Below are 22978 nucleotides of genomic sequence, written 5' to 3' on the forward strand. Positions count from 1 at the left end.
ACATGGCCGGCAAGCTGAACTTCTCCCTCGTCTCGCCGGAACGCGAGGTCTTTTCGGGCCTCGTGGACCAGGTGGATGCGCCGGGCGTCGAGGGCGACTTCGGCGTCCTGCCGGCCCACGCCCCCTTCATGACGGCCCTGCGCGAGGGCCTGGTGACCGTCTATGTCGGCGGGACCAGGACCCAGTACGACGTCAAGGGCGGCTTCGCCGACGTCAACGGCGAAGGCCTGACCATCCTGGCCGAACAGGCGACTGAGGTCGTCGCGGCCTGATCCTTTCTCAGGGTCGTAAAGAGTGAGGCCTCCCGTTTCGGCGGGGGGCCTTTTTCTTTGCCCTCTCCCGCTTGCGGGGGAGGTGTCGCGTCGATCGCGAAGCGATCCAGCGACGGAGGGGGAGGTTTCACTCCGGAAGAAGACTTCCCCCATCGTCAGCCGCCTCGCTCCGCTCGACGAGCTGACACTTCCCCCGCAAGCGGGGGAAGGGCTAGAACGCCTCCATGACCGAAGCTCTCGACATCCACGGCGTCTGCGATCCGCGTTTCGCATCGGTGAAGGACGCCTTCGCCGCCAACTTCACCGATGCGCCCGAGGGGCTGAACGAGGTGGGGGCGCGGTTCTGCTTGATGATCGAGGGGGCGCCGGTCGTCGATCTGTGGGCGGGGCACGCCGATACGGCCAAGACGACGCCCTTCGCCGAGGACACCCTGACCCCGGTCTTCTCGACCGGCAAGGCGGTGATGGCCCTGCTGATGGCCACGGCGGTCGAGGCGGGCAAGGTGGCCTATGACGAGAAGGTCTCCCATATCTGGCCCACCTTCGGCCAGGCCGGCAAGGACAAGGTCACCGTCGCCCAGCTGATGAGCCACCAGTCGGGCCTGCCCGGCTTCTCGGAGCCGGTGGAGCCGTCGCTGTGGTTCGATCCGGCGGCGGTCAACGCCCGGCTGTCGGCCCAGGCGCCCATGTGGGAACCGGGCACGGCCTCGGGCTATCATCCGGTCACGGTCGGCTATCTGGCCAATGAGGTGTTCCGCCTGACGACCGGCCGGACCATGGGCCAGGCCCTGCGCGCCGACTTCGCCGACCTGGACCTGTGGATCGGCCTGCCGGAGGACCAGCACGGGCGGGTGGCCCAGATGCGCAAACCCTCGGCCGCGCCCAGCCTGGGGACCATAGATCCGATCAAACAGGCGGCCTTCCTGGACCGGGGCTCGGCGCCGGGCGGGCGCGGCTCGGCCGAATGGCGCAAGATGGAGATCCCTTCGGCCAATATGCATGCCACGGCGGCGGGCCTGGCGCGGATGCTGGGCGTCGTGGCCAATGAGGGGATGCTGGGCGGGCGAAGGGTGCTGTCCAAGGGGGTGCTGCGCGACCTGACGCGCGAGCGGATCCACGGTCAGGACAAGGTGCTGCCCTATGTGATCAGCTGGGCGGCGGGCCTGATGCGAAACGACGGGCTGAACGTCTTCGGGCCGGGCGAGTCCCTGGGCCACTACGGCTGGGGCGGATCCATGGCCATGGCCGATCCGTCGCGGCGCCTGTCGGCCGCCTATGTGATGACGCGCCAGTCGCCGCACCTGATCGGCGACCCGCGCCCCCGGCGCCTGCTGGACGCCCTCTACGCCGCGGTCTAGACGGTTTCCGACAGGACGACTGCGCGTCGGGCGGCGCGCGACCGCTGCGCCGCGCCCAGGGCGAAGACGCCCGCTCCGGCCCAGATGAAGCCGAAGGAGACGATCCGCAGCGGGGTCAGGGGCTCGCCCGCCCAGACGCCGCAGGCGAACTGCAGCGTCGGCGCCAGAAACTGGATGAAGCCGACGGTGGACAGGGGCAGACGCCGCGCCGACCAGGCGAACAGCACCAGAGGAATGACCGTCGCCGGTCCGTTGACCAGGGCCCAGGCCAGTCCGGCGGGCGAGGAAAAGCCCATGGGCCGCCAGCCAGGCCAGGAACAGGCCGCCGAACGGCATCAGCACCAGACATTCGACGAACAGGCCGGTCTGGGCCGAGGCGGGCACGCGCTTTCTGATCACCGCATAGGCGCAGAAGGTGACGGCGAGCGTCAGTCCGATGATCGGCACATGGCCCAGGGCGACGGTCTGGACGGCCACCCCCACGGCGGCCAGGGCGATGGCGACGCCGCTCCAGCGGTCGATCTTCTCGCGGAACAGCAGGGCCCCTGCGGCCATGTTCAAGAGCGGGTTGATGTAATAGCCGAGGCTGGCCTCCAGCGTCGCATGATGGGTGGTGGCGAAGACATAGAGGCTCCAGTTGACCGCGATCATCGCCGCCGACAGGGCCAGCCAGCCGAAGACGCGCGGCGTCGCCAGCGCCTGTTTCGCCTCGTTCCACTGTCCCGCCAGCAGCAGGCCCAGCCCCGCCACGAAGACCGACCAGACCGCCCGGTGAGCCAGGATCTCGGGCGCGCTGAAGCCGTGGGCCGCCAGGGCCATGAACAGCAGGGGCAGAAGACCCCACAGGGTGTAGCAGGCGATGGCCGTGCCGACCGCGCGGGGATCGTTGGGGGAGGGGGAGGCGGTCATGGGGGAGCGCACGTGTTTTACTTTCGTCATCCTCCGGGCCGCGAAGCGGAACCGGGGGACCCAGCGGCGCGCGCGAGCGCGAACCTGTCGCAGAAGAGGTCTTTCGTATCCAGCGGCGGATGGATTTCGCCTTCGGCGCCGCTGGGTCCCCCGGTCTGCGCCGCGAAGACGCGGCTTGCCGGAGGATGACGAAAGCTAAGCGGAGCGGTTTAGACCGTGATCGAACGATACCCCGACGACGGCTTGATCGTGCCCGTCTCGTCCAGCAGTTGGGCGATCTGGACGGCGTTCAGGGCCGCGCCCTTGCGCAGATTGTCCGACACCACCCAGAAGCTCAGGCCGTTCTCGACCGTCGGATCCTTGCGGATGCGGCTGACGTAGACGGCGAACTCGCCGGCGGCGTCGACCGGAGTGATGTAGCCGTCGTGCTCCTGCTTATCGACGACCAGCACGCCCGGCGCCTCGCGCAGGACGGCGCGGGCCTCGTCCGGTTCGATGGGGCGATCGAACTCGACCGTCACCGCTTCCGAATGGCCGACGAAGACCGGCACCCGCACGCAGGTGACCGTCAGCTTGATGTTCGGATCCAGCATCTTGTGGGTCTCGTCCCACATCTTCTGCTCTTCGTCGGTATAGCCGTCCTCGTTGAAGGCGCCGATGAAGGGGATGACGTTGAAGGCGATCTGTTTGGGGAACTTCTTGGGCGTGGCGTCGCCCAGGCCGTAGATGGCCTTGGTCTGGTTCCACAGCTCGTCCATGCCTTCCTTGCCGGCGCCGGACACCGACTGATAGGTCGAGACCACCACCCGCTTGATTTTGGCCGCGTCATGCAGGGGCTTCAGCGCCACGACCAGCTGGGCGGTCGAGCAGTTGGGGTTGGCGATGATGTTCTTCTTCTTGGCGTCCTTGACCGCGTCGGGGTTCACCTCGGGCACGATCAGCGGCACGTCCGGGTCCTTGCGGAAGGCCGAGGAGTTGTCGATCACGATGGGGCCGGCCTTGCCGATCCTTTCGGACCATTCCCGCGACACCGCGCCGCCCGCCGACATCAGGACGATGTCGACCTTGGAAAAGTCGAACTGCTCGATGTCCTGGCATTTGACGGTCCGGTCGCCGAACGAGACCTCGACCCCCTTGGACTTGCGCGAGGCGATGGCGTGGATTTCATCGACGGGGAAGTTCAGCTCCTCGAGGATGTTCAGCATTTCGCGGCCCACATTGCCCGTGGCCCCGACGATCGCGACGCGATAACCCATGATGCTTGGTCCTTCGGACGCGCTACCGCTCGGCTCGGCGGAGCCTCGCTGCTTGAGCGCGATTTTGGTGATTGCGAAGTGCATTTAGGCGTTCGCAGCCGCGAAGCAATCGCTTTTCGGCGCCTGGGGCTTTAAGCAGGGCTCTCATGACCTCCCGCATCCGAAACGCCTACGACATCCGCGTGGAAGAGGGCGTTCTGACGCCCGATCCGGCCCAGGCCGAAGTCCTGGTCGCCCTTGAGCGGCTGGAGCGCGATCTGGCCCGGCGCGGCCTGTTCGGTCGCCCGCCCGAGGTGAAGGGGATCTACCTCTACGGCCCGCCGGGGCGGGGCAAGTCCATGCTGATGGACCTCTTCTATTCGGCCACGCCCGAGCCGCGTAAAAAGCGCGCCCATTTCCACGCCTTCATGGCCCGGATCCACGACCTGGTGCGCCAGTGGCGCGAGGGGGACTCCAAAAGCCGCAAGGCCGTGTTCGGAACCCACAAGGGCGACGATCCCATTCCGCCGATCGCCAAGCTGATCGCCTCCGAAGCCCGGCTGCTGTGTTTCGACGAGCTTCAGGTGACCGACATCGCCGACGCCATGATCCTGGGCCGGCTGTTCGAGGCCCTGTTCGAGGACAAGGTGGTGCTGGCCGTCACCTCGAACCGGGCGCCCGAGGACCTCTATAAGAACGGCATCAACCGCCAGCTCTTCACCCCCTTCATCGACATCATCCGCGACCGCTGCGACGTGGTGCAGACGGCGGGGGCGCGCGACTGGCGGCTGGACCGGCTCAGTTCGGCCCAGGTCTGGCACACGCCGGACGACCGCGCCGGGTTCGAGGCCCTGTGGCGCGAACTGAAGGGGGGCGAGCCGGAAGAGTCGGCGCACCTGACCGTCCTGGGGCGGGATGTCGTGGTGGAGCGGACCGTGGGGGCCATGGCGCGGGCCAGCTTTGCGGACCTGTGCGGCCGGCCGCTGGGGCCGCAGGACTATCTGGCGATCGCCGAGCGATTCCACACCCTGTTCCTGGAGGATGTGCCGATCCTGGGGCCCGCCAACCACCATGAGGCGCGCCGTCTGGTGACCCTGGTGGACGCGCTTTACGAGGCCAAGACCAAGCTGATCGTCCTGGCCGCCGCCCGGCCCGAGGCCCTCTATACCGAAGGCGTGGGGGCGTTCGAGTTCGAACGCACCGTGTCGCGGTTCAACGAGATGCAGAGCAGGGACTGGCTGGCCCACGTGCGGGAGTGACAGAAGACCCTCTCCCGCTTGCGGGAGAGGTGGGCCGGCGTCCGCGCAGCGGACCAGGGTCGGAGAGGGGAGTCTTGTTTCAACGAGAAGATTTCCCCCATCGTCAGGCGTGTCGCTGCGCGCCACGACCTGCTGCTTCCCCCGCAAGCGGGGGAAGGTCTGAGCATCCCAAAGAAAAGGGCCGCAGATCGCTCTGCGGCCCTTCGTCATCGAAATCAAGATGTGGCTTTAGCCAGCGAGGAATCGATGTCCTTGCACGCCTGGATCAGGCCCTGGACCGAGGCGACCGACTTGGCCAGCATCGCCTTTTCGTCGTCATTGGTGGTGAACTCGACCACCTTCTCGACGCCGTTCGCGCCGATCAGGGCCGGAACGCCGACGTAGAGGTCGGACAGGCCGTATTCGCCCGACAGCCAGACGGCGCAGGGCAGGACGCGCTTTTCGTCCTTCAGATAGGACTTGGCCATGGCGATGGCCGATTCAGCCGGGGCGTAGAAGGCCGAACCGGTCTTCAACAGGGCGACGATCTCGCCGCCGCCCTTGCGGGTGCGCTCGACGATGGCGTCCAGTTCGTCTTGGCTCAGGAAGCCGGCCGAGACGGCGTCGGGCAGGGGCAGGCCGCCGACGGTCGAGTGGCGCACCATCGGCACCATGTCGTCGCCGTGACCGCCCAGGGTCCAGGCGTGGATGTCCTGAACCGAGACGCCGGTCTTTTCAGCCAGGAAGTAGGCGAAGCGCGCCGAGTCGAGCACGCCGGCCATGCCGACGACCTTCTCCTTGGGGAGCCCTGAGAACTTCTGCAGCGCCCAGACCATGGCGTCCAGCGGGTTGGTGATGCAGATGACGAAGGCGTTGGGGGCGTGGGCCTTGATGCCCTCGCCGACGGCCTTCATGACCTTCAGATTGATGCCGATCAGGTCGTCGCGGCTCATGCCCGGCTTGCGCGGCACGCCGGCGGTGACGATGCAGACGTCGGCGCCCGCGATGTCGGCGTAGTCGTTCGCGCCCTTCAGGGCCACGTCCGAGCCGAAGACGGCGGTGGCCTCGGCGATGTCCAGCGCCTTGCCCTGGGGGGTGCCTTCGGCGATGTCGAACAGGATCACGTCGCCCAGCGCTTCGCGGGCGGCCACATGGGCCAGGGTGCCGCCGATCATGCCGGCGCCGATAAGGGCGATCTTCGCGCGAGCCATGGATGTCTCCGGTTATTGCGTGTGCGAAAGGGGATTAATCGTGCGGGCGGTCTAGACCCGCAAGGGCGGCGCTGCAAGGCTGGCCGACGTTCGATCAGGAGCCCCGATGACCGACTTTCGTCCAGACCCCGCCTTCGCCGCCGGCTCCATCGCCGCCGCTGAATGGCCGCTGTGTCATGTGCGGCTTCAGGACGACGCCCGCTTCCCCTGGCTGATCCTGATCCCGCGCGTCGAAGGCGCGGTGGAGCTGGAGGATCTGAGCGTCGAACAGCGGGCCGTGCTGATGGAGGAGACCGTGCGGGCCGGCGCCCTGCTGCGCCGACTGGGAGCGGTGCAGAAGCTGAACGTCGGGGCCATCGGCAATGTCACGGCCCAGCTGCACGTCCATGTGGTGGGCCGCCGCCGCGACGACGACCTGTGGCCCGATCCCGTCTGGGGGCGGGGACCGGCGGTCCCATATGCCGCTGACGAGCGGGCGCGCTTGTCGGCGTTAATCGCGGGCGGGTAGCCCACCGTCTGTTCCTTATAAGCCCCAAGTAATGGAGTTTCACCCGTTCCGATAAGCTCGGCGCTGGCGCTTGAGAGGGTACGTCCACCGATCCGGAAGGGTCACTAAAACTCCCGCTGAAGGCGGGTCCATGCCCGTAGAGAAGACGCTTCAGCTGCGCTCTCCACGAGGTTGATTAGGTGTTCCCATACGCCGACGAGATCGGCGAACTTTGCCACGGCCTCCTCCCGATTTTCGACCATTGCTAAGCCGTGGAGGAATGCCCTGGCAACGTCGGTCTTCCCCTGAACTTCGCCTTGATAAGCGTCGGCACCGGCGACGTATCCTGTCCAGCGCACCGGCCGCAATTCGTCGTTGAGGCTCAATGCTTCTGCGCCAAGGTAGAGCTCAATGCCGGCGGCAAGACCGTTGACGTTCATCGAGTGCCGGCCCTGCGGTCCGACAGTTGGATAATGACGAGCCGTTTCGCAGTCCGGCAGGCGCGTCACGATAATGTTCGGTGGCAGGGCGAGTGCCGACGCCTGTTTGAAGGAATGAACGCCAACAGTATCGTTGTCGAAGACCGCGATCATGCGGTTGGTGATGTTAGCGGCCGCGAACGCCTTTAGGAACTTCACTAGATAAACGGCACCGCCATCGACGGATAGTTCAGCATGATTGAAGAACGAGAAGTAATCGACGAGTTCCGGATATAGGATGGGAAGGGTCGCGCGGAAAATTGCAATGTCGGTGCTGCCCTCAGCGAGTATCAGGGTGGGCGTCAGCGGGTTGTAGGACTCGAAAACGCTGCGCCGTGCTTCCAATGCCAGCGGACTTTCGCTGTCATAGTATCCCGCGTCCACTAAGTCGGTCATGTCCAGCGTTACCCACTGAACATCTACGCAAGCCTCAAGCATTGCTCTTAGCGAGTAGAGAGACCCGTAGCCGTCAAAGTTCAGCCAGCCCTCGCCGCTATCATCACGAAGCTGTCTGTCGATTTCGTCGATGGGCTCTCGGTCAAAGTCGTCCTTTGCAAATCGGGTAGCCAGCACTTCAGGTACGCGGCGAATCCATTCCGCCGGCGTCAGCTGCTGCGCAGCGTTAGCGACGTCATGGCCCCAGCCATCCTTTGCATAGTCCCCCCAAGTTTCCCGCAATTCCTTCAGCCATCGGTCGAACGATTCAACGACAACTTCGCGAGTCGCGCCGAGAAGCGAAAGCCTGCGCAGGATCGTTTCGCGGGACGCTTTGTAGCGGAAGGTCGCCCGAGCCTCTCCGTTAGGTTCGTCGTCAGAGCGGTGAGACCGGTCGCGGTCGCCCTCCTGGAACAGGGCTGCGTAGTCGTCCGGCACGTAAGATTTCGCTGTGACGATCTCCATGTCATCAAACTGGATGGCGCAATAGCTCCCCATGGGCCTTCGGTCGTCCTAGCGTCTCAGTCATTCCGGAAAATTTGTACCCTAAGCCGAAGCTATGCGCTGGGTAAGTCTCCGCGCGCCCGTCAGATGATGTCCAGCGGCGTCACCCGCGTCGGCGGGGGGAAGGCGGCGTCCAGCCGCTCCAGGTCCTCGGCGTCGAACTGGATCTCCAGGGCGTCGGCGTTGGCCTCCACGTGCTCGACCGAGCTCGCCTTGGGAATGGCGATGACGCCGTCCTGGCGCAGGACGGCGGCCAGGGCCACCTGGGCCGGGTCGGCGTCGTGGCGGTTGGCGATGTCGCGGATCAGCGGATGGTCCAGCAGGCCGCCCCGCCCCAGGGGCGAATAGGCCATCATCGGCATGTCGCGCGCCTGCATCCAGGGCAACAGGTCGAACTCCACCCCGCGCGACCCCAGATGATAGAGGAGCTGATTGACGGCGCAGTCCTCGCCGCCTTCGATCTCCATCAGCCGCTCCATGGCCCGCAGGTCCAGATTGGACACGCCCCAGCGGACGATCATCCCTTCATCGACCAGTTCCTGGAAGGCGGCGACCGTCTCCTCCAGCGGGACGCGGCCCTCCCAGTGCAGCAGATAGAGGTCCAGACGGTCCGTCCCCAGCCGCTCCAGCGACTTTTCGCAAGCCAGCATCATCTTCAGTTCGGAGGCGTTCTCGGGTCGGACCTTGGACACCAGAAAGACCTCCTCGCGGCGGCCGGCGATCACCTCGCCCACCAGCCGTTCGGAGCGGCCGTCGCCGTACAGTTCGGCCGTGTCGATCAGGGTCAGGCCCAGGTCGATGCCGCGCGCCAGGGCCTGCTGTTCGGCGTCGCGCCGGGCGGGATGGTCGCCGATCTCCCACGTCCCTTGGCCCAGGGCGGGAACGGTCGTACCGTCTGCAAAGGTGACGAGGCGGGTCATGTCGGTCCTGTTCCATTCGCGGCGAAAGGCCGCCTTGGCTTGGGTATGGAGAGGTTGAGATGCGTACCCGGCTTATCAAGACCGACGGCCTTGTCCAACAGGTGCTGGAGGCGGGATATGATCAGCCTAACGCGCCCCTGGTCCTGCTGATCCACGGCTTCCCCGAACTGGGCGTCAGCTGGCGCGCCCAGGTCGAGGCCCTGTCCCTGGCGGGATACCATGTCGCGGCGCCGGACATGCGCGGTTACGGCGGCACGGACAAGCCCCAGGGCGCCGCCGCCTATTCGATCCTGCATCTGGTCGGGGACATGGTCGATCTGGTGCGGGCCCTGGGCGAACAGAGCGCCGTCGTCGTGGGCCACGACTGGGGCGCCCCGGTCGCCTGGCACTGCGCCCTGCTGCGGCCCGATCTTTTCACGGCTGTGGCCGGCCTGTCCGTGCCCTTCCAGCCGCGCCGACCCCAGGGACCGCCGACGACCGTCATGGCGGTTCTGTCCGAACGGGCCGGTATGGGCGACCTCTATATCAACCGGTTCCAGGCGGCCGACGCCCATCGGGCGCTGGAGGCCGATCCGGCGACGACGCTGAGGAAGCTGTTCTGGGCCTATGACGGGGCCACTCCGGCGTCGAAACGGGCTACCGGCTTCATGGCGCGGGGCGTCGGCCTGCTGGACAGTATCGATGACGCCGCCGACCTGCCGCCGTGGATGAGCCCGGCCCATTTCGCCGAATATGTGGAGGCCTTTTCGGCCGGCGGCTTTGACGCCCCGCTGAACTGGTACCGCGCCATCGACCTGAACTGGTCGCTGACGGCCTTTGCGCAGGAGCAGCGAATCCTCCAGCCGGCCCTGTTCATCGTCGGCGAGGACGACCCGGTGCGCCACTACGCCGGGTCGGCCGAGGCGGGGCTGAAGGACTGGGTTCCGAACCTGAGCCGGTCGGTGGTCGTGCCCGGCGCCGGTCACTGGATTCAGCAGGAAAAGGCCGAGGCGGTGAACGCCCTGCTGCTGGCCTTTCTGAAGGATCTGCCGGACGCGGACGGGGGCCAGACGTAAGCCTGCGTTAACCTTGAAGCCGCAAGTCTGCCGTAAAGGTCGGGGACGGTGCCGCGAACCTCGGCGGACCCGCCGACCCGTCTTCTCGCCGTTCTCGGAGCCCCCCATGCATCGCCGCCAAATGATCCTGTCCGGCCTGGCCACCGCCGCAGGGGCCTCGTCTCTGGGCGCCTGCGCCTCGGCGCCGGCCAATCCCAACTATCCGATCAGCTCCGACAATTCGGCGCCCGCCTACACCTTCGACGAACTGGTCGCGGCCGGGTCCAAGGAGCTGGGCATCGCCGCCGAGGTGGTGGGCGGGGCGATCGAGCGGGTCTTCGCCGACCAGGGCGATCGCCCCACCGCCTATATCGCGGGTGAGGAAGGCTCCGGGGCCGTGGTCGTCGGCGCCCGCTACGGGCGCGGCGCCCTGCACATGAAGGATCTGTCGGCGTCTCAGGAAGTGTTCTGGCAGGGGGCGTCTGTGGGTTGGGACTGGGGCGGCAACGCCAGCCGCGTCTTCACCCTGGTCTATGGCCTGTACCATCCGGACATGATCTATCGCCGCTTTCCGGGCGTCGAAGGTTCGGCCTATCTGATCGCGGGCCTGGGCGTAAACTATCAGCGGGCCGACGGCATCACCCTGGCCCCGATCCGCACCGGCGTGGGCCTGCGCCTGGGCGCCAATGTCGGCACCATGAGCTACAGCCGCCAGCGCAATCTTCTGCCCTTCTGAACCGGTTGAGGCCGACCCTATTCCTGCGGAATGGGGTTGGTGCGGGGGTCGGGGCCGTTGGTGACGACGCGGTCGCGGTCGCCCAGATCCTTGACGATCTTGACGTCCGCAAAGCCTTCCGCCTCGAACAGGGCCTTGACCTGCGGGCCCTGGTCCCAGCCGATCTCGACCGCGAAGACGCCGCCGGGCTTCAGGATGCGCCGGATCTCGGGGGCTAGGTCGCGATAGGCCTGCAAGCCATCGGGGCCGCCGTCCAGGGCCAGGTGCGGGTCGTGATCGCGCACCTCCGGGTCCAGGCCAGGGATATGGTCGGTCGGGATATAGGGCGGGTTGGACAGCACCAGGTCAAAGCTCGCGTCGCCGAAACCGGCCGCCCATTCCGTGCGCAGGAAGGTGGCGCGCTCGTTCAGATCCAGATTGGCGGCGTTCTCCTTGGCGACCGCCAGGGCCTCGGTGGAGATGTCGGTGCCCACCCCCTTGGCCGCCGTCCGCTCGGCCAGCAGGGCCAGCAGAATGGCGCCCGAGCCCGTGCCCAGGTCGACGGCGGTGAAGGCTTCGTGCCGGGCGAAGGCCAGGAGGGCGACGTCCAACAGGGTCTCGGTGTCGGGCCGGGGGCTGAGGACGTCGGGGGTGACGTTCAGCATGATCTTCCAAAAACCCTTCTTGCCGACGATGCGCGAGACCGGCTCGCGGCGCAGGCGGCGGTCGATCATGGCCGTATAGGCGGCCTGCTGCTCGGGGGTGACGATCCGATAGGGGTCGGTCAGTATGTCGGTGCGGCTGGCGCCGGCGGCGGCCTCCAGCAGCAGGCGGGCGTCGATGGCCGGGCTGTCGATGCGGCCGTCCTTCAGTCGGGCCTGGGCGGCCTTCCACACGGTCAACAGGGTCGCGGCGCCGTCGGCGGGCTTGGGGGAGAGGGGCTCGAGGGTCATGACGGCTGATTGGCCCTTCGCACAGGGGATTTCAAGCGCGACCGGGCGCCGTGGCCTGGGAACGCGGGGGGCGGCTTTCCCGTTCGCCTGCTGATGTTCAGGTTCAGATCTTCGCCGCAGCCCCGTCGTCGTCCCTGGTGGAGGTTCGTCGCCGCCGCCCTGGGCGGCCTGACCGCCGGGGCGGGCGCGGCCCATCTGCTCTACACCCAGGGGCACAAGGTGGGGGTGGAGCTGCGCCCCAAACGCCCCGAGCCCCTGCCGCCCAAGCCGCCGACGCCCGAAGACTATGAGGCCAGGGAGCCGGGCCGGGGCCGGCTGGCCAGACGGCCGGAACAGATTCCGCACAAGGGCTGGATCGACATACTGTGGCGGACGGGCGGCTCCTATTTCGGCGACCGGGTCGGTTTCGTCGCGGGGGGCGTGACCTTCTTCACCCTCTTGTCCCTGTTTCCGCTGCTGGGGAGTTTCGTCACCCTTTACGGCCTGTTCGCCGATCCGGCCGACGCCTGGAGCCGGTTGCGGTTCCTCTACGCCGTCATGCCCGACAGCATCGCCCAGTTCCTGGGCGGAGAGATGGAGCGGCTGGCCCGGAACTCCAGCGGCCAGCTGACCTTCACCCTCATCTGGACCCTGGCCCTGTCGCTGTGGACCGCCAACGGGGCGGTCAAGGTGCTGTTCTACGGGCTGAACGTCGCCTATCACGAGGTCGAGCGGCGCAACATCGTCCGCTATAATCTGCTGTGCATGGGCTTCACCATCGGGGCCATTCTGGCCCTGTTGCTGACCTCGGCCCTGGTGGTGGGGGCGCCGGTGGTGATCCGGCTGTTCGGCCTTCAGGAGGAGTGGGGCCTGTTCGCCCTTTTGCGCTGGCCCCTGCTGCTGGTCGGCTATGTCGCGGCCCTGACTCTGATCTATCGGTTCGGCCCCTGTCGGCAGAAGGCGCGCTGGCGCTGGTTGACGCCGGGCGCCCTCTTCGCCGCCTTGCTCAGCCTGACCGTCTCCTTCCTCTTCAGCTGGTATCTGACCAACTTCGTCCGCACCGACTCCTACGGCCCCCTGGCGGCCATTATGGGCTTTCTGCTGTGGACCTGGCTGTCGGTGCAGGTGATCCTGATGGGGGCGGAGCTGAACGCCGAGATCGAGCACCAGACGGCCATGGACACCACGACCGGAAAGCCTCAGCCGATCGGGGACCGGGGCGCCAAGGTCGCCGATACGGTGGGCGCGCGCCGGGGCAATCCGGCCGCCCTGGCCTTCACCCAGCGCCACGCCGAGGCCATGGCCGACCGGCTGACGCGCCGCCGCAGCCGCCGCGAGCGGGACGGGACCGCTACAGAATGAAGCGGCTCAGGTCGACGTCCTTGGTCAGCAGACTCAGCTTGTCGCGCACCGCCGCCCCGTCGAAAGTCACCGTCTGGCCCGCCAGGTCGGAGGCCTTGAAACTGGTCTCCTCCAGCACTCGCTCCAGCACGGTCTGAAGCCGCCGGGCGCCGATGTTCTCCACCGCCGAATTGGCCGCCACCGCCGCATCGGCCAGGGCCTCGATCGCGTCCTCGGTGAAGGTCAGGGTCACGTCCTCGGTCGCCAGCAGGGCCTGGTTCTGACGGATCAGATTGGCCTCGGGCTCGGTCAGGATCCGCTTGAAGTCGTCGCGCGTCAGGGCCTTCAGCTCGACCCGGATCGGCAGCCGCCCCTGCAATTCGGGCAGCAGGTCCGACGGCTTGGCCACATGGAAGGCGCCCGAGGCGATGAACAGCACATGGTCCGTCTTCACCGGCCCATACTTGGTCGAGACGGTGGTCCCCTCGATCAGGGGCAGAAGATCGCGTTGGACGCCCTCGCGGCTGACGTCGGCGCCCGAGGCCCCCTGGCGCGCCGCCACCTTGTCGATCTCGTCCAGGAAGACGATGCCCTCGTTCTCGGCCAGGATCAGGGCCTCCTTGGTCAGGCTGTCCTGATCCAAGAGCTTGTCGCCCTCTTCGGCGATCAGGGGGGCGACGGCGTCGCGGACCGTCAGCTTGACCGTCTTGGTCCGGCCGCCGCCCATCTTGCCCAGCATCTCCGACAGGTTCAGCAGGCCCACGGCCCCGCCGCCGGGGATGTCCAGCCCCTGGATCGGCGACCCCGTGTCGGCCAAGGCGATCTCGATCTCCTTGTCGTCCAGTTCCCCGGCCCGCAGCTTCTTCCTGAAGCTGTCGCGCGTCGCAGGCCCCGCGCCGGGCCCGACCAGGGCGTCCAGGATCCGGTCCTCGGCCGCCCCCTCGGCGCGGGCCCGCACCTCGCCGCGCCGCCGCTCGCGCACCATGACCAGGGCGCTCTCGACCAGGTCGCGCATGATCTGATCGACGTCGCGGCCGACATAGCCGACCTCGGTGAACTTGGTCGCCTCGACCTTCAGGAAGGGCGAACCGGCCAGTCGCGCCAGCCGCCGGGCGATCTCGGTCTTGCCGACGCCGGTCGGGCCGATCATCAGGATGTTCTTGGGCGTCACCTCGTCGCGCAGGTCCTCCGGGACCCGCTTGCGACGCCAGCGGTTGCGCAGGGCCACGGCCACGGCGCGCTTGGCGTCGTCCTGGCCGACGATATAGCGATCCAGTTCGGAGACGATTTCGCGGGGGGAAAGGTCAGTCATGGCGCTCACATAGGAGGCCGAGAACCGTTGCGGGAGAGGGCAGGGCGTCGCGGCGCTGTTTCGCTAGACCGCCAGCCTCAACGCCAGGGCGGTCAGGGTGACGGCGAGGACGGGGAGGGTCAGGATCAGGCCGATCTTGATGTAATAGACCCAGCCGATGCGGACGCCCTTTCGGGCCAGGACGTGCAGCCACAGCAGTGTGGCCAGGGAGCCGATGGGGGTCATCTTGGGGCCCAGGTCGCTGCCGATGACATTGGCGTAGATCATGGCCTCCCTCACCGGGCCGGTCGCCGAGGAGGCGTCGATGGACAGGGCGGCGATCAGGACCGTGGGCAGGTTGTTGGCGACGGCCGACAGGGCGGCGGTCAGGAAGCCGGTTCCGAAGGTCGCCCCCCAGACGCCGCCTTCGGCGAAGCCGTCCATCAACTGGGCCAGATGGCGCGTCAGCCCGGCGTTCCCCAGTCCATAGACCACCAGATACATGCCCAGCGAGAAGATCACGACCTGCCACGGCGCCTCGCGCAGGACCTTGGTCGTGCTGATCTTCGAGCCGCGCCCGGCGACGATCAGCAGCACGACGGCGCCGGCGGCGGCGATGGCCGAGACGGGAAGACCCCGAGGCTCCAGAACGAAGAAGCCCAGCAGCAGCAGACCCAGCACCAGCCAGCCGGCGATGAAGGTCGCCCGGTCCTTGATCGCAGTTCCCGGCCGGGGCAGGCGGTCCACCTCATAGGCCTTGGGGATGTCGCGCCCGAAGACGGCGAACAGGACCGCCAGGGTGGCGGCGACCGAGGCCAGGTTCACCGGAACCATGACCGCCGCATAGCGATCAAAGCCGATGTCGAAGAAGTCGGCCGAGACGATATTGACCAGATTAGAGACGACCAGCGGCAGGCTGGCCGTGTCGGCGATGAAGCCCGCCGCCATGACGAAGGCCAGGGTCGCCTTGGGCCCATAGCCCAGGGCCAGCAGCATGGCGATGACGATGGGCGTCAGGATCAGGGCCGCCCCGTCATTGGCGAACAGGGCCGAGACCGCCGCGCCGAGCAGGACCACCAGGCCGAACAGCCGCCGCCCGTGACCTGCGCCCCAGCGGCCGACATGCAGGGCCGCCCATTCGAAGAAGCCGGCCTCGTCCAGCAGCAGGCTGATGACGATGATGGCGACGAAGGCCGCCGTCGCATTCCAGACGATCCCCCAGACCACGGGGATGTCGTTCAGGGTCACCACGCCCAGCAGCAAAGCGGCCGCCGCCCCGCCCAGGGCGCTCCAGCCGATCTGCAGGCCCTTCGGCTGCCACAGCACCAGGACGATGGTGACGGCGAAGATCAGAAGGGCGACGATCATGGGGCGGATCCTAGCGCGGACCGGCGTCCGCAGCGAACCTGTAGCTTGCGCCGCGTCATATTTCTAGTATCTTGGAATAATGGAATTCGAACCCGCCATTCTCGCCCTCGCGGCCCTGGCCCAGCCCACGCGGCTGGAGGCCTTTCGCCTGCTGGTTCGCAGCGCGCCGGAGGGCCTGGCGGCCGGCGCGGTGGCGGATCGGCTGGCGGTGCCGGCCAATACGATGTCGGCCCATCTGGGCGTGCTGTCGCGGGCGGGGCTGATCCGCGCCCAGAGACGCAGCCGCTCGATCGTCTATCGCGCCGATCTGGATCGGCTGGGCGACCTGGTGCTGTTCCTGCTGAAGGACTGCTGTCAGGGCCGCGCCGAACTTTGCCAACCCCTGCTGGCCGAACTGGCCCCCTGCTGCGACTGAGGCCCCCATGGACGTCGTCATCTATCACAATCCCGCCTGCGGGACGTCTCGCAACACCCTGGCCCTGATCCGCCACGTCGGGATCGAGCCCCATGTGATCGACTATCTGAAGACCCCGCCCAGCCGGGCCCTGGTGGCGCAGATGGTCGAGCGGACGGGCGGATCGGTGCGCGACATCCTGCGCGAAAAGGGCACGCCCTATGCGGAGCTGGGCCTGGGCGACCCCGGCCTGTCGGACGATCAGCTGCTGGACGCGATCGAGGCTCATCCGATCCTGATGAACCGGCCCATCGTGGTCTCGCCCCGCGGCGTGAAACTGTGCCGGCCGTCCGAGGCGGTGCTGGACCTGCTGCCCCAGGAGGGGCTGAAACCCTTCACCAAGGAGGACGGCGAAGTGGTGATCGACGCCGACGGCCGCCGGGTCAGGGCCCCGGTCGCGGGATGAGCCGCCTTCGCCGCCTGCCCGACCCCGACCATCTTCCGGCGCTCGATCCGGCCTATCTGTCGGCGGCCCCGGCGGCGGGGCTGGGGCCGGGCGAGCCGCCGCCGCGCGTGCTGCTGCTGTACGGCTCGCTGCGCGAACGGTCCTTCTCGCGCCTGTGCGTGGAGGAGGCGGCGCGGCTGCTGCGGCGGATGGGGTGCGAGACCCGCATCTTCGACCCCTCCGACCTGCCCCTGACCGATCAGGTCGCCGGCGACGACCATCCCGCCGTCCACGAACTGCGCGAACACGCCATGTGGTCCGAGGCCATGGTCTGGTGCAGCCCGGAGCGGCACGGCCAGATCTCGGGGATCATGAAGCTGCAGATCGACCACCTGCCGCTGAACATCGGCGGACTGCGCCCGACCCAGGGCCGCACCCTGGCGGTGATGCAGGTGTCGGGCGGCTCCCAGAGCTTCAACGCCGTCAACACCCTGCGTCTGCTGGGCCGCTGGATGCGGATGATCACCATCCCCAACCAGTCCAGCGTCGCCAAGGCCTTCATGGAGTTCGACGACAACGACCGGATGAAGCCGTCGGCCTATTACGACCGTATCGTCGATGTGATGGAGGAACTGGTCCGGTTCACCGTCCTGACCCGCCCCCACGCCGCCCAACTGGTGGACCGCTATTCGGAACGCAAGGCGGCCGGCGTTCCGCTCGACCCCTCGACCGACCTGTCCGCCGTCGCCGGGCGTCGCTGACGTATCGCCCAGCAAAAAGGCGCCCTCCGGGGTCGGAGGGCGCCTGAATGCGTCTGTCTTAGTCGCCGCCCGATCAGGCGGCCTTGCCGGCCTTCTTGGCGGCCAGCTTGTCCTTGTGGGCCTTCATGCCGGCCGAGATCAGTTCGGCGGCCTCGCCGGCGTCGCCCCAGCCCTTGACCGTGACCGACTTGCCCTTCTCCAGATCCTTGTAGCGGGTGAAGAAGTGTTCGATCTGCTCGATCAGGATGGCCGGCAGCTGACGATAGCTGGCGATCTCGGTGTAGTAGGGGTTCAGCTTGTCGACCGGCACCGCCAGGATCTTTTCGTCGCCGCCGGCCTCGTCCACCATCTTCAGCACGCCGATCGGGCGCGAGCGGATGACGCAGCCGGGAACGACCGGCGTCGGGTTCAGAACGATCACGTCGCAGGGGTCGCCGTCGTCCGACAGGGTATGGGGAACGAAGCCGTAGTTGCCGGGATAGTACATGGCCGTGTGCAGGAAGCGGTCGACGAACAGGGCGCCGGACTCCTTGTCCATCTCATACTTCACCGGCAGACCGCCTTGCGGGATCTCGATGATGACATTGATGTCCCAGGGAGCGTTCGGGCCGACCGGAATGGCGTCGAGGTTCATGGCGGGTCTTTGCTGCGACTGCGAAAATCTTGAAAGCGAGGGGTGATAGGACGGGCGGGCCGCCTGGGCAAGGGCGACGTGCGTTCAGGCTCTTGCGCCCGGCGTCGGAGCGGGTTCACTAGGCGCCATGACCTGGATCGACTGGACCGCCCTGACCCTCTTTTTCGTCTGCTGGCTGGGCTATGGGCCGATCCTGAGATTCATCGCCCGGCACGGCGGCGCCCTGAACGAGGACATGGTCCATGTCCGCAATCGGTGGATGGCGGCCATGACCCACCGCGAGATCCGGCTGGTGGACAGCCAGCTGATGGGCCATTCGATCAATTCGGCCTCGTTTTTCGCCTCGACCAATCTGCTGCTGATCGCGGCGGTGGGGGGGATTCTGTTCGGCGGGGAGAGCAAGCTGGAAGGCTTCGCCGCCGTGGGGGCCGAAAACGTGCCGATCCGCATTCTGGAGGCCAAGCTGGCCCTGGTGCTGATGTGCCTGGCGCGCGGCTTTTTGGACTTCATCTGGGCCCTGCGTCAGATGAACTACGCCCTGGCCCTGATCGGGGCGGCGCCCGAGATCCAGTCCGAAACGGACCGCAAGGCCTATGGCCAGGCGGCGGGGGAGTTGCTGAACCCCGCGCTCAGCGCCTTCAGCCAGGGGGTTAGGGGCTATTATTTCGCCCTGGCGGCGGCGGCCTGGCTGTTCGGCCCGATGTGGCTGGCCCTGGGCGTGGCTTCGGCCTTCGGCCTTCTGATCTATCGCCAGGAGGCGTCGCCGGCCGCGCGCGCCATTCGCAACGCCCGCCGTCTGCTGGGAGAAGGCTGATCATTGTGCAGGCGCACAACGGGCTTCCCGCGCGGTGTGGCGCCTATGAGGCGAATTAGGACCGTAACCGCCGTAATTGCGTAACATCCTGTGACCGTCAGGACGCGCAGAGCCCTTGACCGTTTGTGCGTTGCAACCTAAGTTCTCCTCTGACGCCTCCGGGCGTCTTGCCCTTCCTGGGCGTTTCCTCCCTATAGACTTTCATGCCGCGCCTCCGGGCGCGGCTTTTTTTTTGGCTGATCGCCGATAAGTCGCGCCGGCCTAAACGCCCCAGGGCTCAGAGCACAGGGCGGCGATGACGCGGGTCAGGGCCTTGCGCGTCTTCTGATAGGCGGCGTTGGGCGCCTGGCGGCCCTCGTCCAGATACAGACGGCGGTTCAGTTCGATCTGGACGGCGTGAAACCCCTCCTGCGGCCGGCCCCAGACCTGGGTGGACCAGCCCCCGGCGTAGGGGTGGTTCAGGCCCACCCGCCAGCCCAGCCCCTGGAACAGGTCGCGCAGCCGCCGCGTCAGCCGCGGATCGCAGGCGGCGCCGTGTCGGTCGCCCAGCACCACCTCCACCCCGGCGGCCCGCGCCGGCATCGAATGCCAGTCGATCAGCAGGGCGCGCCCCTGGCGGGCCAGGGTCTGACGCATCAGGCCCTCCAGCGCCTGATGATAGGGCCGGTGGACCGCCGCGATCCGGGCCTCCGCCTCGGCCCGCGACAGGCGCCGGTCATAAAGCGGCAGGCCGTCGCCGCTGCGGCGGGGGATGACGCCGTATCCGGCTCGGGTCTTGGCCCCGACCGCACCGTCAGCCCCTTCGATCAGTTCGGGGTCCAGTTCGGCGGGGTCGCGGTTCAGATCCACATAGGCGCGGCCGATCCGGCCCTCGATCAGGGGCGCCCCGCACGCCGGCCCCGCCTGCACCAGGGCGTTGACCCGGGCGTCCTCCGCGCTCTTCAGACTGGCGTTCGCCAGGCCGGGGGCGGGCGCCATGTCCGCCGGATAGAGATCGCCCGAATGGGGCGAGGCGAAGACCAGGGCCGTCTGGGGCGCGTCCGCAGGCGGCGTCGTGATCGCGAAATTGGCGCCGGCCGGGGTCATGTCCACCGCATAGCGCGTTTCGCTGTGGAAGGAAGTCGTGCGACCGGCGAATTTCATCGCCGGTTTACCGTTGTGGGCCTAGCGTCGCTCCTCTGAATTCAAGGGGCCTTTTCGAATGGCGCGCATCCTCCTGGCCGAAGACGACAGTTCGCTGCGCGGGTTCCTGACCCGCGCCCTGGAGCGGGCGGGCCATCAGGTCATCGACTGCGAAAACGGCGACGACGCCATCGACGCCCTGGAGCACGGCCCCTACGACCTGCTGCTGACTGACATCGTCATGCCCGGCGCCGACGGGATCGAGGTGGCCCGCGTCGCCGCCGCCCGCCAGCCCGGCCTGCGCATCATGTTCATCACCGGCTTCGCCGCCGTCGCCCTGACCGCCGCCCAGGCTTCGCCCCAGGCCAAGGTCCTGTCCAAACCCGTCCATCTGCGCGACCTGGTCAATGAGGTCGAACGGATGGTGGCGGCCTGAGCGTTGAAATCGCGACGGTTTTCCAGAAATCTCGTTGCGGCGGTCAAAGCCGCTTGATGCGGGCCGGTCGTGCCGCTATACGACCGCCCTTCCCGCTCTCGAACCGATCGAGAGCCGCCACGGCGGACGCGTAGCTCAGCGGGAGAGCACTACGTTGACATCGTAGGGGTCACAGGTTCAATCCCTGTCGCGTCCACCATTCCTCCCCAAGACAATCGAAGACTTGTCGAGCCCTGCGGATGCGCCGCTCAGAGCTCCGGCTGTTATGCTGGTCGCAGCAGGGTCAGGTCGTAGCCCGGATCGCGGGCGCGGTTGATCAGGGCGTCGCGGACCTGGGGCGAAGGGTGGGGCGTGCCGACAGCAGCCACAGACAGCGGCCCGAAAGCTCGCTCACGATCGACCAGGAAGCGAAAACGACCGCTCCACGGCCCCGGCTCCGCCCTCGCCCCTTACCGCGGCGCGCGTTTCGCCAGGATGCGTTGCAGGGTGCGGCGGTGCATGCCAAGGCGGCGGGCGGTTTCCGAGACATTGTGGTCGCACAGCTCATAGACCCGCTGGATATGCTCCCAGCGCACCCGGTCGGCGCTCATCGGGTTTTCGGGCGGCTCGGGGGCCGCGTCGCCGCTCGCCAGCAGGGCCTTGACCACGTCGTCGGCGTCGGCGGGCTTGGACAGATAATCGACGGCGCCGGCCTTGACCGCCGCAACCGCCGTGGCGATGGCGCCGTAGCCGGTCAGCATCACGATCCGGGCGTCCTCGCGCCGCTCGCGCACCGCCTCGACGATCTTCAGCCCGTTGCCGTCCTCCAGCCGCATGTCCAGGACGGCGAAGGCCGGGGCCTTTTCGTTCAGCCGCAGCTGAGCCTCGGCGACCGAGGCGGCGGTGGTCACCTCGAAGCCGCGCGCCTCCAGCGCCCGCCCCATCCGGGTGCGCAGGGCCTGGTCGTCGTCCAGCAGCAGCAGGGACTTGTCGGGCAGGGCGGCGATGCGGGTCTCAAGCTCGGGCATTCTGTTCTCCTGCTGAATCAAGTCGGGGCCGGAAGTCGTTCGGTCAAGGGCGAGCGGCCGCCTGCGACGCTTCGACCCAATACGGGCGGGGACGGGGTTTGGACGCGCTCAGGCCGCCACCTCCAGCGCCGGACGGGCCCATCGCACCGCCACACGCGCGCCGCGCAGGGGGGCGCGGCCGTCGGGGGCGGCGCCCGGCCGCGGCAGGCCCTGGCCCACGCTGACCACCCCGCCGGTCCGCTCCAGCAGGGTGCGGGCGATGAAGAAGCCCAGGCCCATGCCGCCCTGGCTGGGGGCGACCGTGGTCTCCGGCCCGCCGCGCCCGGCGCCGGAGGCCGCAGCGGCGATCTGGGCCGCCAGGGCCAGGCGCGCCTTGCCGTGCGGGCGGCTGGTCACATAGGGCTCGCCCAGCCGGGGCAGGATGTCGCTGGGAAAGCCCGGCCCGTCGTCCAGAATGGCGATCTCGATCCAGCCGGCGTCGACCTGGGCCTGGACCCGCACGGTGGAGGCGGCGAAGTCGGCGGCGTTCTCGACCAGGGTCGACAGGCCGTGCACCACCTCGGGCAGGCGACGCACGCGCGGGGCCGGCTGGCCGGGCGGGGTCTTGACCAGGACCTCAAAGGCCAGGTCGAAGCCCCGGTGCGGCTCGACCACCTCCTCCAGCAGGGCCTTCAGGGCCACGTCGGCGTATAGGGCGTCGTCCCCCTCCGGCCGGCGCGACAGCTGGGCCAGTATGCCCCGGCACCGTTCGGCCTGTTGCAGGATCAGGGCCGCGTCCTCGGCGGCGTCGCTGTCGGGCGCCGAGGCGCGCTGAAGTTCCTTGGCTACGACCTGGATGGTGGCCAGCGGCGTGCCCAACTCATGGGCCGCGGCCGCCGCCAGACCGCCCAGGGCCGCCAGTCTCTGTTCGCGCTGCAGCACGTCCTGGGTCGTGGCCAGGGCCAGCTCCAGCTTCTCGGCGTCGGCCGCCACCCGCCAGGCGTAGCCGGCGGTGAAGACCACACCGGTCACCAGGGCCATGGCCATCCCCAGCCGATAGAGCAGGGGCAGGTGAAAATTCTCTCCCGGACGCCAGGGCAGGGGCTCGGACCAGAAGAACAGCACCCCCACGGCGATCAGGGCCAGAAGGCCCAGCGCCACGGCCTGGCGCGCGGGCAGGGCGGCGGCGGCGATCGTCACCGGCGCCACCAGCAGCAGGCAGAAGGGGTTCTCCAGCCCGCCGGTCAGGCCCAGCAGAAGGCTGAGCTGAAAAATGTCGAACCCCAGGTGCAGGGCCGTGGTGCGTCCGTCTGGCAGGCTGGCCTCCAGCCGCCGCACCCGCGCCATGGCGCCCACGTTCACCGCAGCGCTGACGGCGATGACGATCAGACAGGGCCACAGCGGCAGGGGGAAATGCAGCCCCTGAGACGCCGTCAGGATCGCCGCGCTCTGCCCCAATATGGTCAGCCAGCGCAGGACGATCAAAGTCCGCAGGGAAAAGCCGCGTCCCCGACGGGCGCCGTCGCCGGGGCCGGGCTGCGACAGGGCGCTGTCGACGGCCGCCGCCTCTGAAAGGGACGGCCGCCCGTGCGGCGCGATGTGGTCTTCTGTCGAGGTCACGGGCCTTCTATAGACCGGGGCCGAAGTTTTCGTCAGA

At 68.0% G+C, this 22978-nt stretch carries 24 protein-coding genes, 1 tRNA gene and 1 pseudogene; 13 read left to right on the forward strand and 13 right to left on the reverse strand.

Annotation, left to right across the window (positions count from 1 at the left end):
* Positions 1 to 2 precede the first annotated feature (2 nt).
* Positions 3 to 272, forward strand: coding sequence for an ATP synthase F1 subunit epsilon (locus JMT67_RS12415; protein WP_054764641.1), 270 nt, complete (start codon positions 3 to 5; stop codon positions 270 to 272).
* A gap of 224 nt (positions 273 to 496) precedes the next feature.
* Complete coding sequence (locus tag JMT67_RS12420) at positions 497 to 1630, forward strand: serine hydrolase domain-containing protein (RefSeq protein ID WP_201463622.1); 1134 nt, start codon at positions 497 to 499, stop codon at positions 1628 to 1630.
* Here JMT67_RS12420 and JMT67_RS16485 read toward each other — a convergent pair.
* The 3 genes and pseudogenes from JMT67_RS16485 to JMT67_RS12430 form a co-directional block, all read right to left on the reverse strand.
* Positions 1627 to 1926: an EamA family transporter gene (locus tag JMT67_RS16485; protein WP_325100335.1), complete on the reverse strand. Its 300-nt coding sequence runs from the start codon at positions 1924 to 1926 to the stop codon at positions 1627 to 1629. The two genes, JMT67_RS12420 and JMT67_RS16485, sit on opposite strands and share 4 nt — an antisense overlap.
* A 76-nt stretch (positions 1927 to 2002) precedes the next feature.
* Positions 2003 to 2569: pseudogene (locus JMT67_RS16490) on the reverse strand (EamA family transporter); the annotation flags it as partial.
* Positions 2570 to 2748: 179 nt separating this feature from the next.
* A complete protein-coding gene (locus JMT67_RS12430; protein WP_201463623.1) occupies positions 2749 to 3795 on the reverse strand; it encodes an aspartate-semialdehyde dehydrogenase in 1047 nt (348 codons plus the stop codon).
* A gap of 146 nt (positions 3796 to 3941) precedes the next feature.
* Here JMT67_RS12430 and zapE point away from each other — a divergent pair, with 146 nt between their 5' ends.
* Entirely contained in the window at positions 3942 to 5033 is a 1092-nt protein-coding gene (zapE, locus tag JMT67_RS12435; protein WP_201463624.1) for a cell division protein ZapE, read from the forward strand.
* Between the two features lie 215 nt (positions 5034 to 5248).
* Here zapE and mdh read toward each other — a convergent pair whose 3' ends face one another.
* Entirely contained in the window at positions 5249 to 6223 is a 975-nt protein-coding gene (mdh, locus tag JMT67_RS12440) for a malate dehydrogenase (RefSeq protein ID WP_201463625.1), read from the reverse strand.
* A 106-nt stretch (positions 6224 to 6329) separates the two neighbouring features.
* On the opposite strand from mdh, the gene JMT67_RS12445 reads away from it, so the two are divergent.
* The gene (locus tag JMT67_RS12445) at positions 6330 to 6731 is read left to right on the forward strand and encodes an HIT domain-containing protein (protein WP_201463626.1); all 402 of its coding nucleotides are present in this window, start codon (positions 6330 to 6332) and stop codon (positions 6729 to 6731) included.
* A gap of 104 nt (positions 6732 to 6835) precedes the next feature.
* Here JMT67_RS12445 and JMT67_RS12450 read toward each other — a convergent pair whose 3' ends face one another.
* Together JMT67_RS12450 and JMT67_RS12455 are read right to left on the reverse strand one after the other, a co-directional pair.
* Entirely contained in the window at positions 6836 to 8122 is a 1287-nt protein-coding gene (locus tag JMT67_RS12450) for a HEPN/Toprim-associated domain-containing protein (RefSeq protein WP_201463627.1), read from the reverse strand.
* Between the two features lie 89 nt (positions 8123 to 8211).
* Positions 8212 to 9048, reverse strand: a complete 837-nt coding sequence (locus JMT67_RS12455) for an aldo/keto reductase (protein ID WP_201463628.1) — start codon at positions 9046 to 9048, stop codon at positions 8212 to 8214.
* Between the two features lie 59 nt (positions 9049 to 9107).
* On the opposite strand from JMT67_RS12455, the gene JMT67_RS12460 reads away from it, so the two are divergent.
* Entirely contained in the window at positions 9108 to 10103 is a 996-nt protein-coding gene (locus JMT67_RS12460) for an alpha/beta fold hydrolase (RefSeq protein WP_201463629.1), read from the forward strand.
* Positions 10104 to 10209: 106 nt separating this feature from the next.
* Positions 10210 to 10818, forward strand: coding sequence for a DUF1134 domain-containing protein (locus JMT67_RS12465; protein WP_152949436.1), 609 nt, complete (start codon positions 10210 to 10212; stop codon positions 10816 to 10818).
* 17 nt (positions 10819 to 10835) lie between these two features.
* Here the strand turns inward: JMT67_RS12465 and prmC are convergent, their stop codons facing one another.
* A complete protein-coding gene (prmC, locus tag JMT67_RS12470) occupies positions 10836 to 11750 on the reverse strand; it encodes a peptide chain release factor N(5)-glutamine methyltransferase (protein WP_054764650.1) in 915 nt (304 codons plus the stop codon).
* Positions 11751 to 11759: 9 nt separating this feature from the next.
* On the opposite strand from prmC, the gene JMT67_RS12475 reads away from it, so the two are divergent.
* Positions 11760 to 13091: a YihY/virulence factor BrkB family protein gene (locus tag JMT67_RS12475; RefSeq protein ID WP_233455874.1), complete on the forward strand. Its 1332-nt coding sequence runs from the start codon at positions 11760 to 11762 to the stop codon at positions 13089 to 13091.
* Here the strand turns inward: JMT67_RS12475 and hslU are convergent.
* On the reverse strand, positions 13081 to 14382 hold the full coding sequence (gene hslU, locus JMT67_RS12480; RefSeq protein WP_201463630.1) for an ATP-dependent protease ATPase subunit HslU: 1302 nt from the start codon (positions 14380 to 14382) through the stop codon (positions 13081 to 13083). The genes JMT67_RS12475 and hslU overlap by 11 nt on opposite strands.
* A gap of 63 nt (positions 14383 to 14445) precedes the next feature.
* Positions 14446 to 15729: an arsenic transporter gene (locus JMT67_RS12485; protein WP_201463631.1), complete on the reverse strand. Its 1284-nt coding sequence runs from the start codon at positions 15727 to 15729 to the stop codon at positions 14446 to 14448.
* Between the two features lie 79 nt (positions 15730 to 15808).
* Here JMT67_RS12485 and JMT67_RS12490 point away from each other — a divergent pair, with 79 nt between their 5' ends.
* Genes JMT67_RS12490 through arsH form a run of 3 tightly spaced genes read left to right on the forward strand, consistent with a single transcriptional unit; the run spans position 15809 to position 17329 of the window.
* Positions 15809 to 16144, forward strand: a complete 336-nt coding sequence (locus tag JMT67_RS12490; RefSeq protein WP_201463632.1) for an ArsR/SmtB family transcription factor — start codon at positions 15809 to 15811, stop codon at positions 16142 to 16144.
* Positions 16145 to 16151: 7 nt separating this feature from the next.
* A complete protein-coding gene (gene arsC, locus JMT67_RS12495) occupies positions 16152 to 16589 on the forward strand; it encodes an arsenate reductase (glutaredoxin) (RefSeq protein ID WP_201463633.1) in 438 nt (145 codons plus the stop codon).
* Positions 16586 to 17329 (forward strand): arsenical resistance protein ArsH, encoded by a 744-nt coding sequence (gene arsH / locus JMT67_RS12500; protein WP_183217594.1) that lies wholly within the window; start codon positions 16586 to 16588, stop codon positions 17327 to 17329. The genes arsC and arsH overlap by 4 nt, the downstream gene beginning before the upstream one ends.
* A 73-nt stretch (positions 17330 to 17402) precedes the next feature.
* Here the strand turns inward: arsH and ppa are convergent, their stop codons facing one another.
* Positions 17403 to 17963, reverse strand: coding sequence for an inorganic diphosphatase (ppa, locus tag JMT67_RS12505; protein ID WP_201463634.1), 561 nt, complete (start codon positions 17961 to 17963; stop codon positions 17403 to 17405).
* A gap of 127 nt (positions 17964 to 18090) precedes the next feature.
* Here ppa and JMT67_RS12510 point away from each other — a divergent pair, with 127 nt between their 5' ends.
* Positions 18091 to 18777 (forward strand): DUF599 domain-containing protein, encoded by a 687-nt coding sequence (locus tag JMT67_RS12510; protein WP_054764656.1) that lies wholly within the window; start codon positions 18091 to 18093, stop codon positions 18775 to 18777.
* Between the two features lie 261 nt (positions 18778 to 19038).
* On the opposite strand, the gene JMT67_RS12515 is transcribed toward JMT67_RS12510, so the two are convergent.
* Positions 19039 to 19920, reverse strand: coding sequence for an N-formylglutamate amidohydrolase (locus JMT67_RS12515; protein WP_201463635.1), 882 nt, complete (start codon positions 19918 to 19920; stop codon positions 19039 to 19041).
* Positions 19921 to 19978: 58 nt separating this feature from the next.
* On the opposite strand from JMT67_RS12515, the gene cpdR reads away from it, so the two are divergent.
* Both cpdR and JMT67_RS12525 read left to right on the forward strand, forming a co-directional pair.
* Complete coding sequence (cpdR, locus tag JMT67_RS12520) at positions 19979 to 20335, forward strand: cell cycle two-component system response regulator CpdR (protein ID WP_054764657.1); 357 nt, start codon at positions 19979 to 19981, stop codon at positions 20333 to 20335.
* Between the two features lie 124 nt (positions 20336 to 20459).
* Positions 20460 to 20534 (forward strand) — tRNA-Val (locus tag JMT67_RS12525).
* Positions 20535 to 20784: 250 nt separating this feature from the next.
* Here the strand turns inward: JMT67_RS12525 and JMT67_RS12530 are convergent.
* Together JMT67_RS12530 and JMT67_RS12535 are read right to left on the reverse strand one after the other, a co-directional pair.
* Positions 20785 to 21342 (reverse strand): ActR/PrrA/RegA family redox response regulator transcription factor, encoded by a 558-nt coding sequence (locus tag JMT67_RS12530; RefSeq protein WP_054764658.1) that lies wholly within the window; start codon positions 21340 to 21342, stop codon positions 20785 to 20787.
* A gap of 108 nt (positions 21343 to 21450) precedes the next feature.
* Positions 21451 to 22941 (reverse strand): ActS/PrrB/RegB family redox-sensitive histidine kinase, encoded by a 1491-nt coding sequence (locus JMT67_RS12535; RefSeq protein ID WP_233455875.1) that lies wholly within the window; start codon positions 22939 to 22941, stop codon positions 21451 to 21453.
* Positions 22942 to 22978 lie beyond the last annotated feature (37 nt).

It is taken from the genome of Brevundimonas aurantiaca (assembly GCF_904830995.1).
Taxonomy (GTDB): Bacteria; Pseudomonadota; Alphaproteobacteria; order Caulobacterales; family Caulobacteraceae; genus Brevundimonas; species Brevundimonas aurantiaca.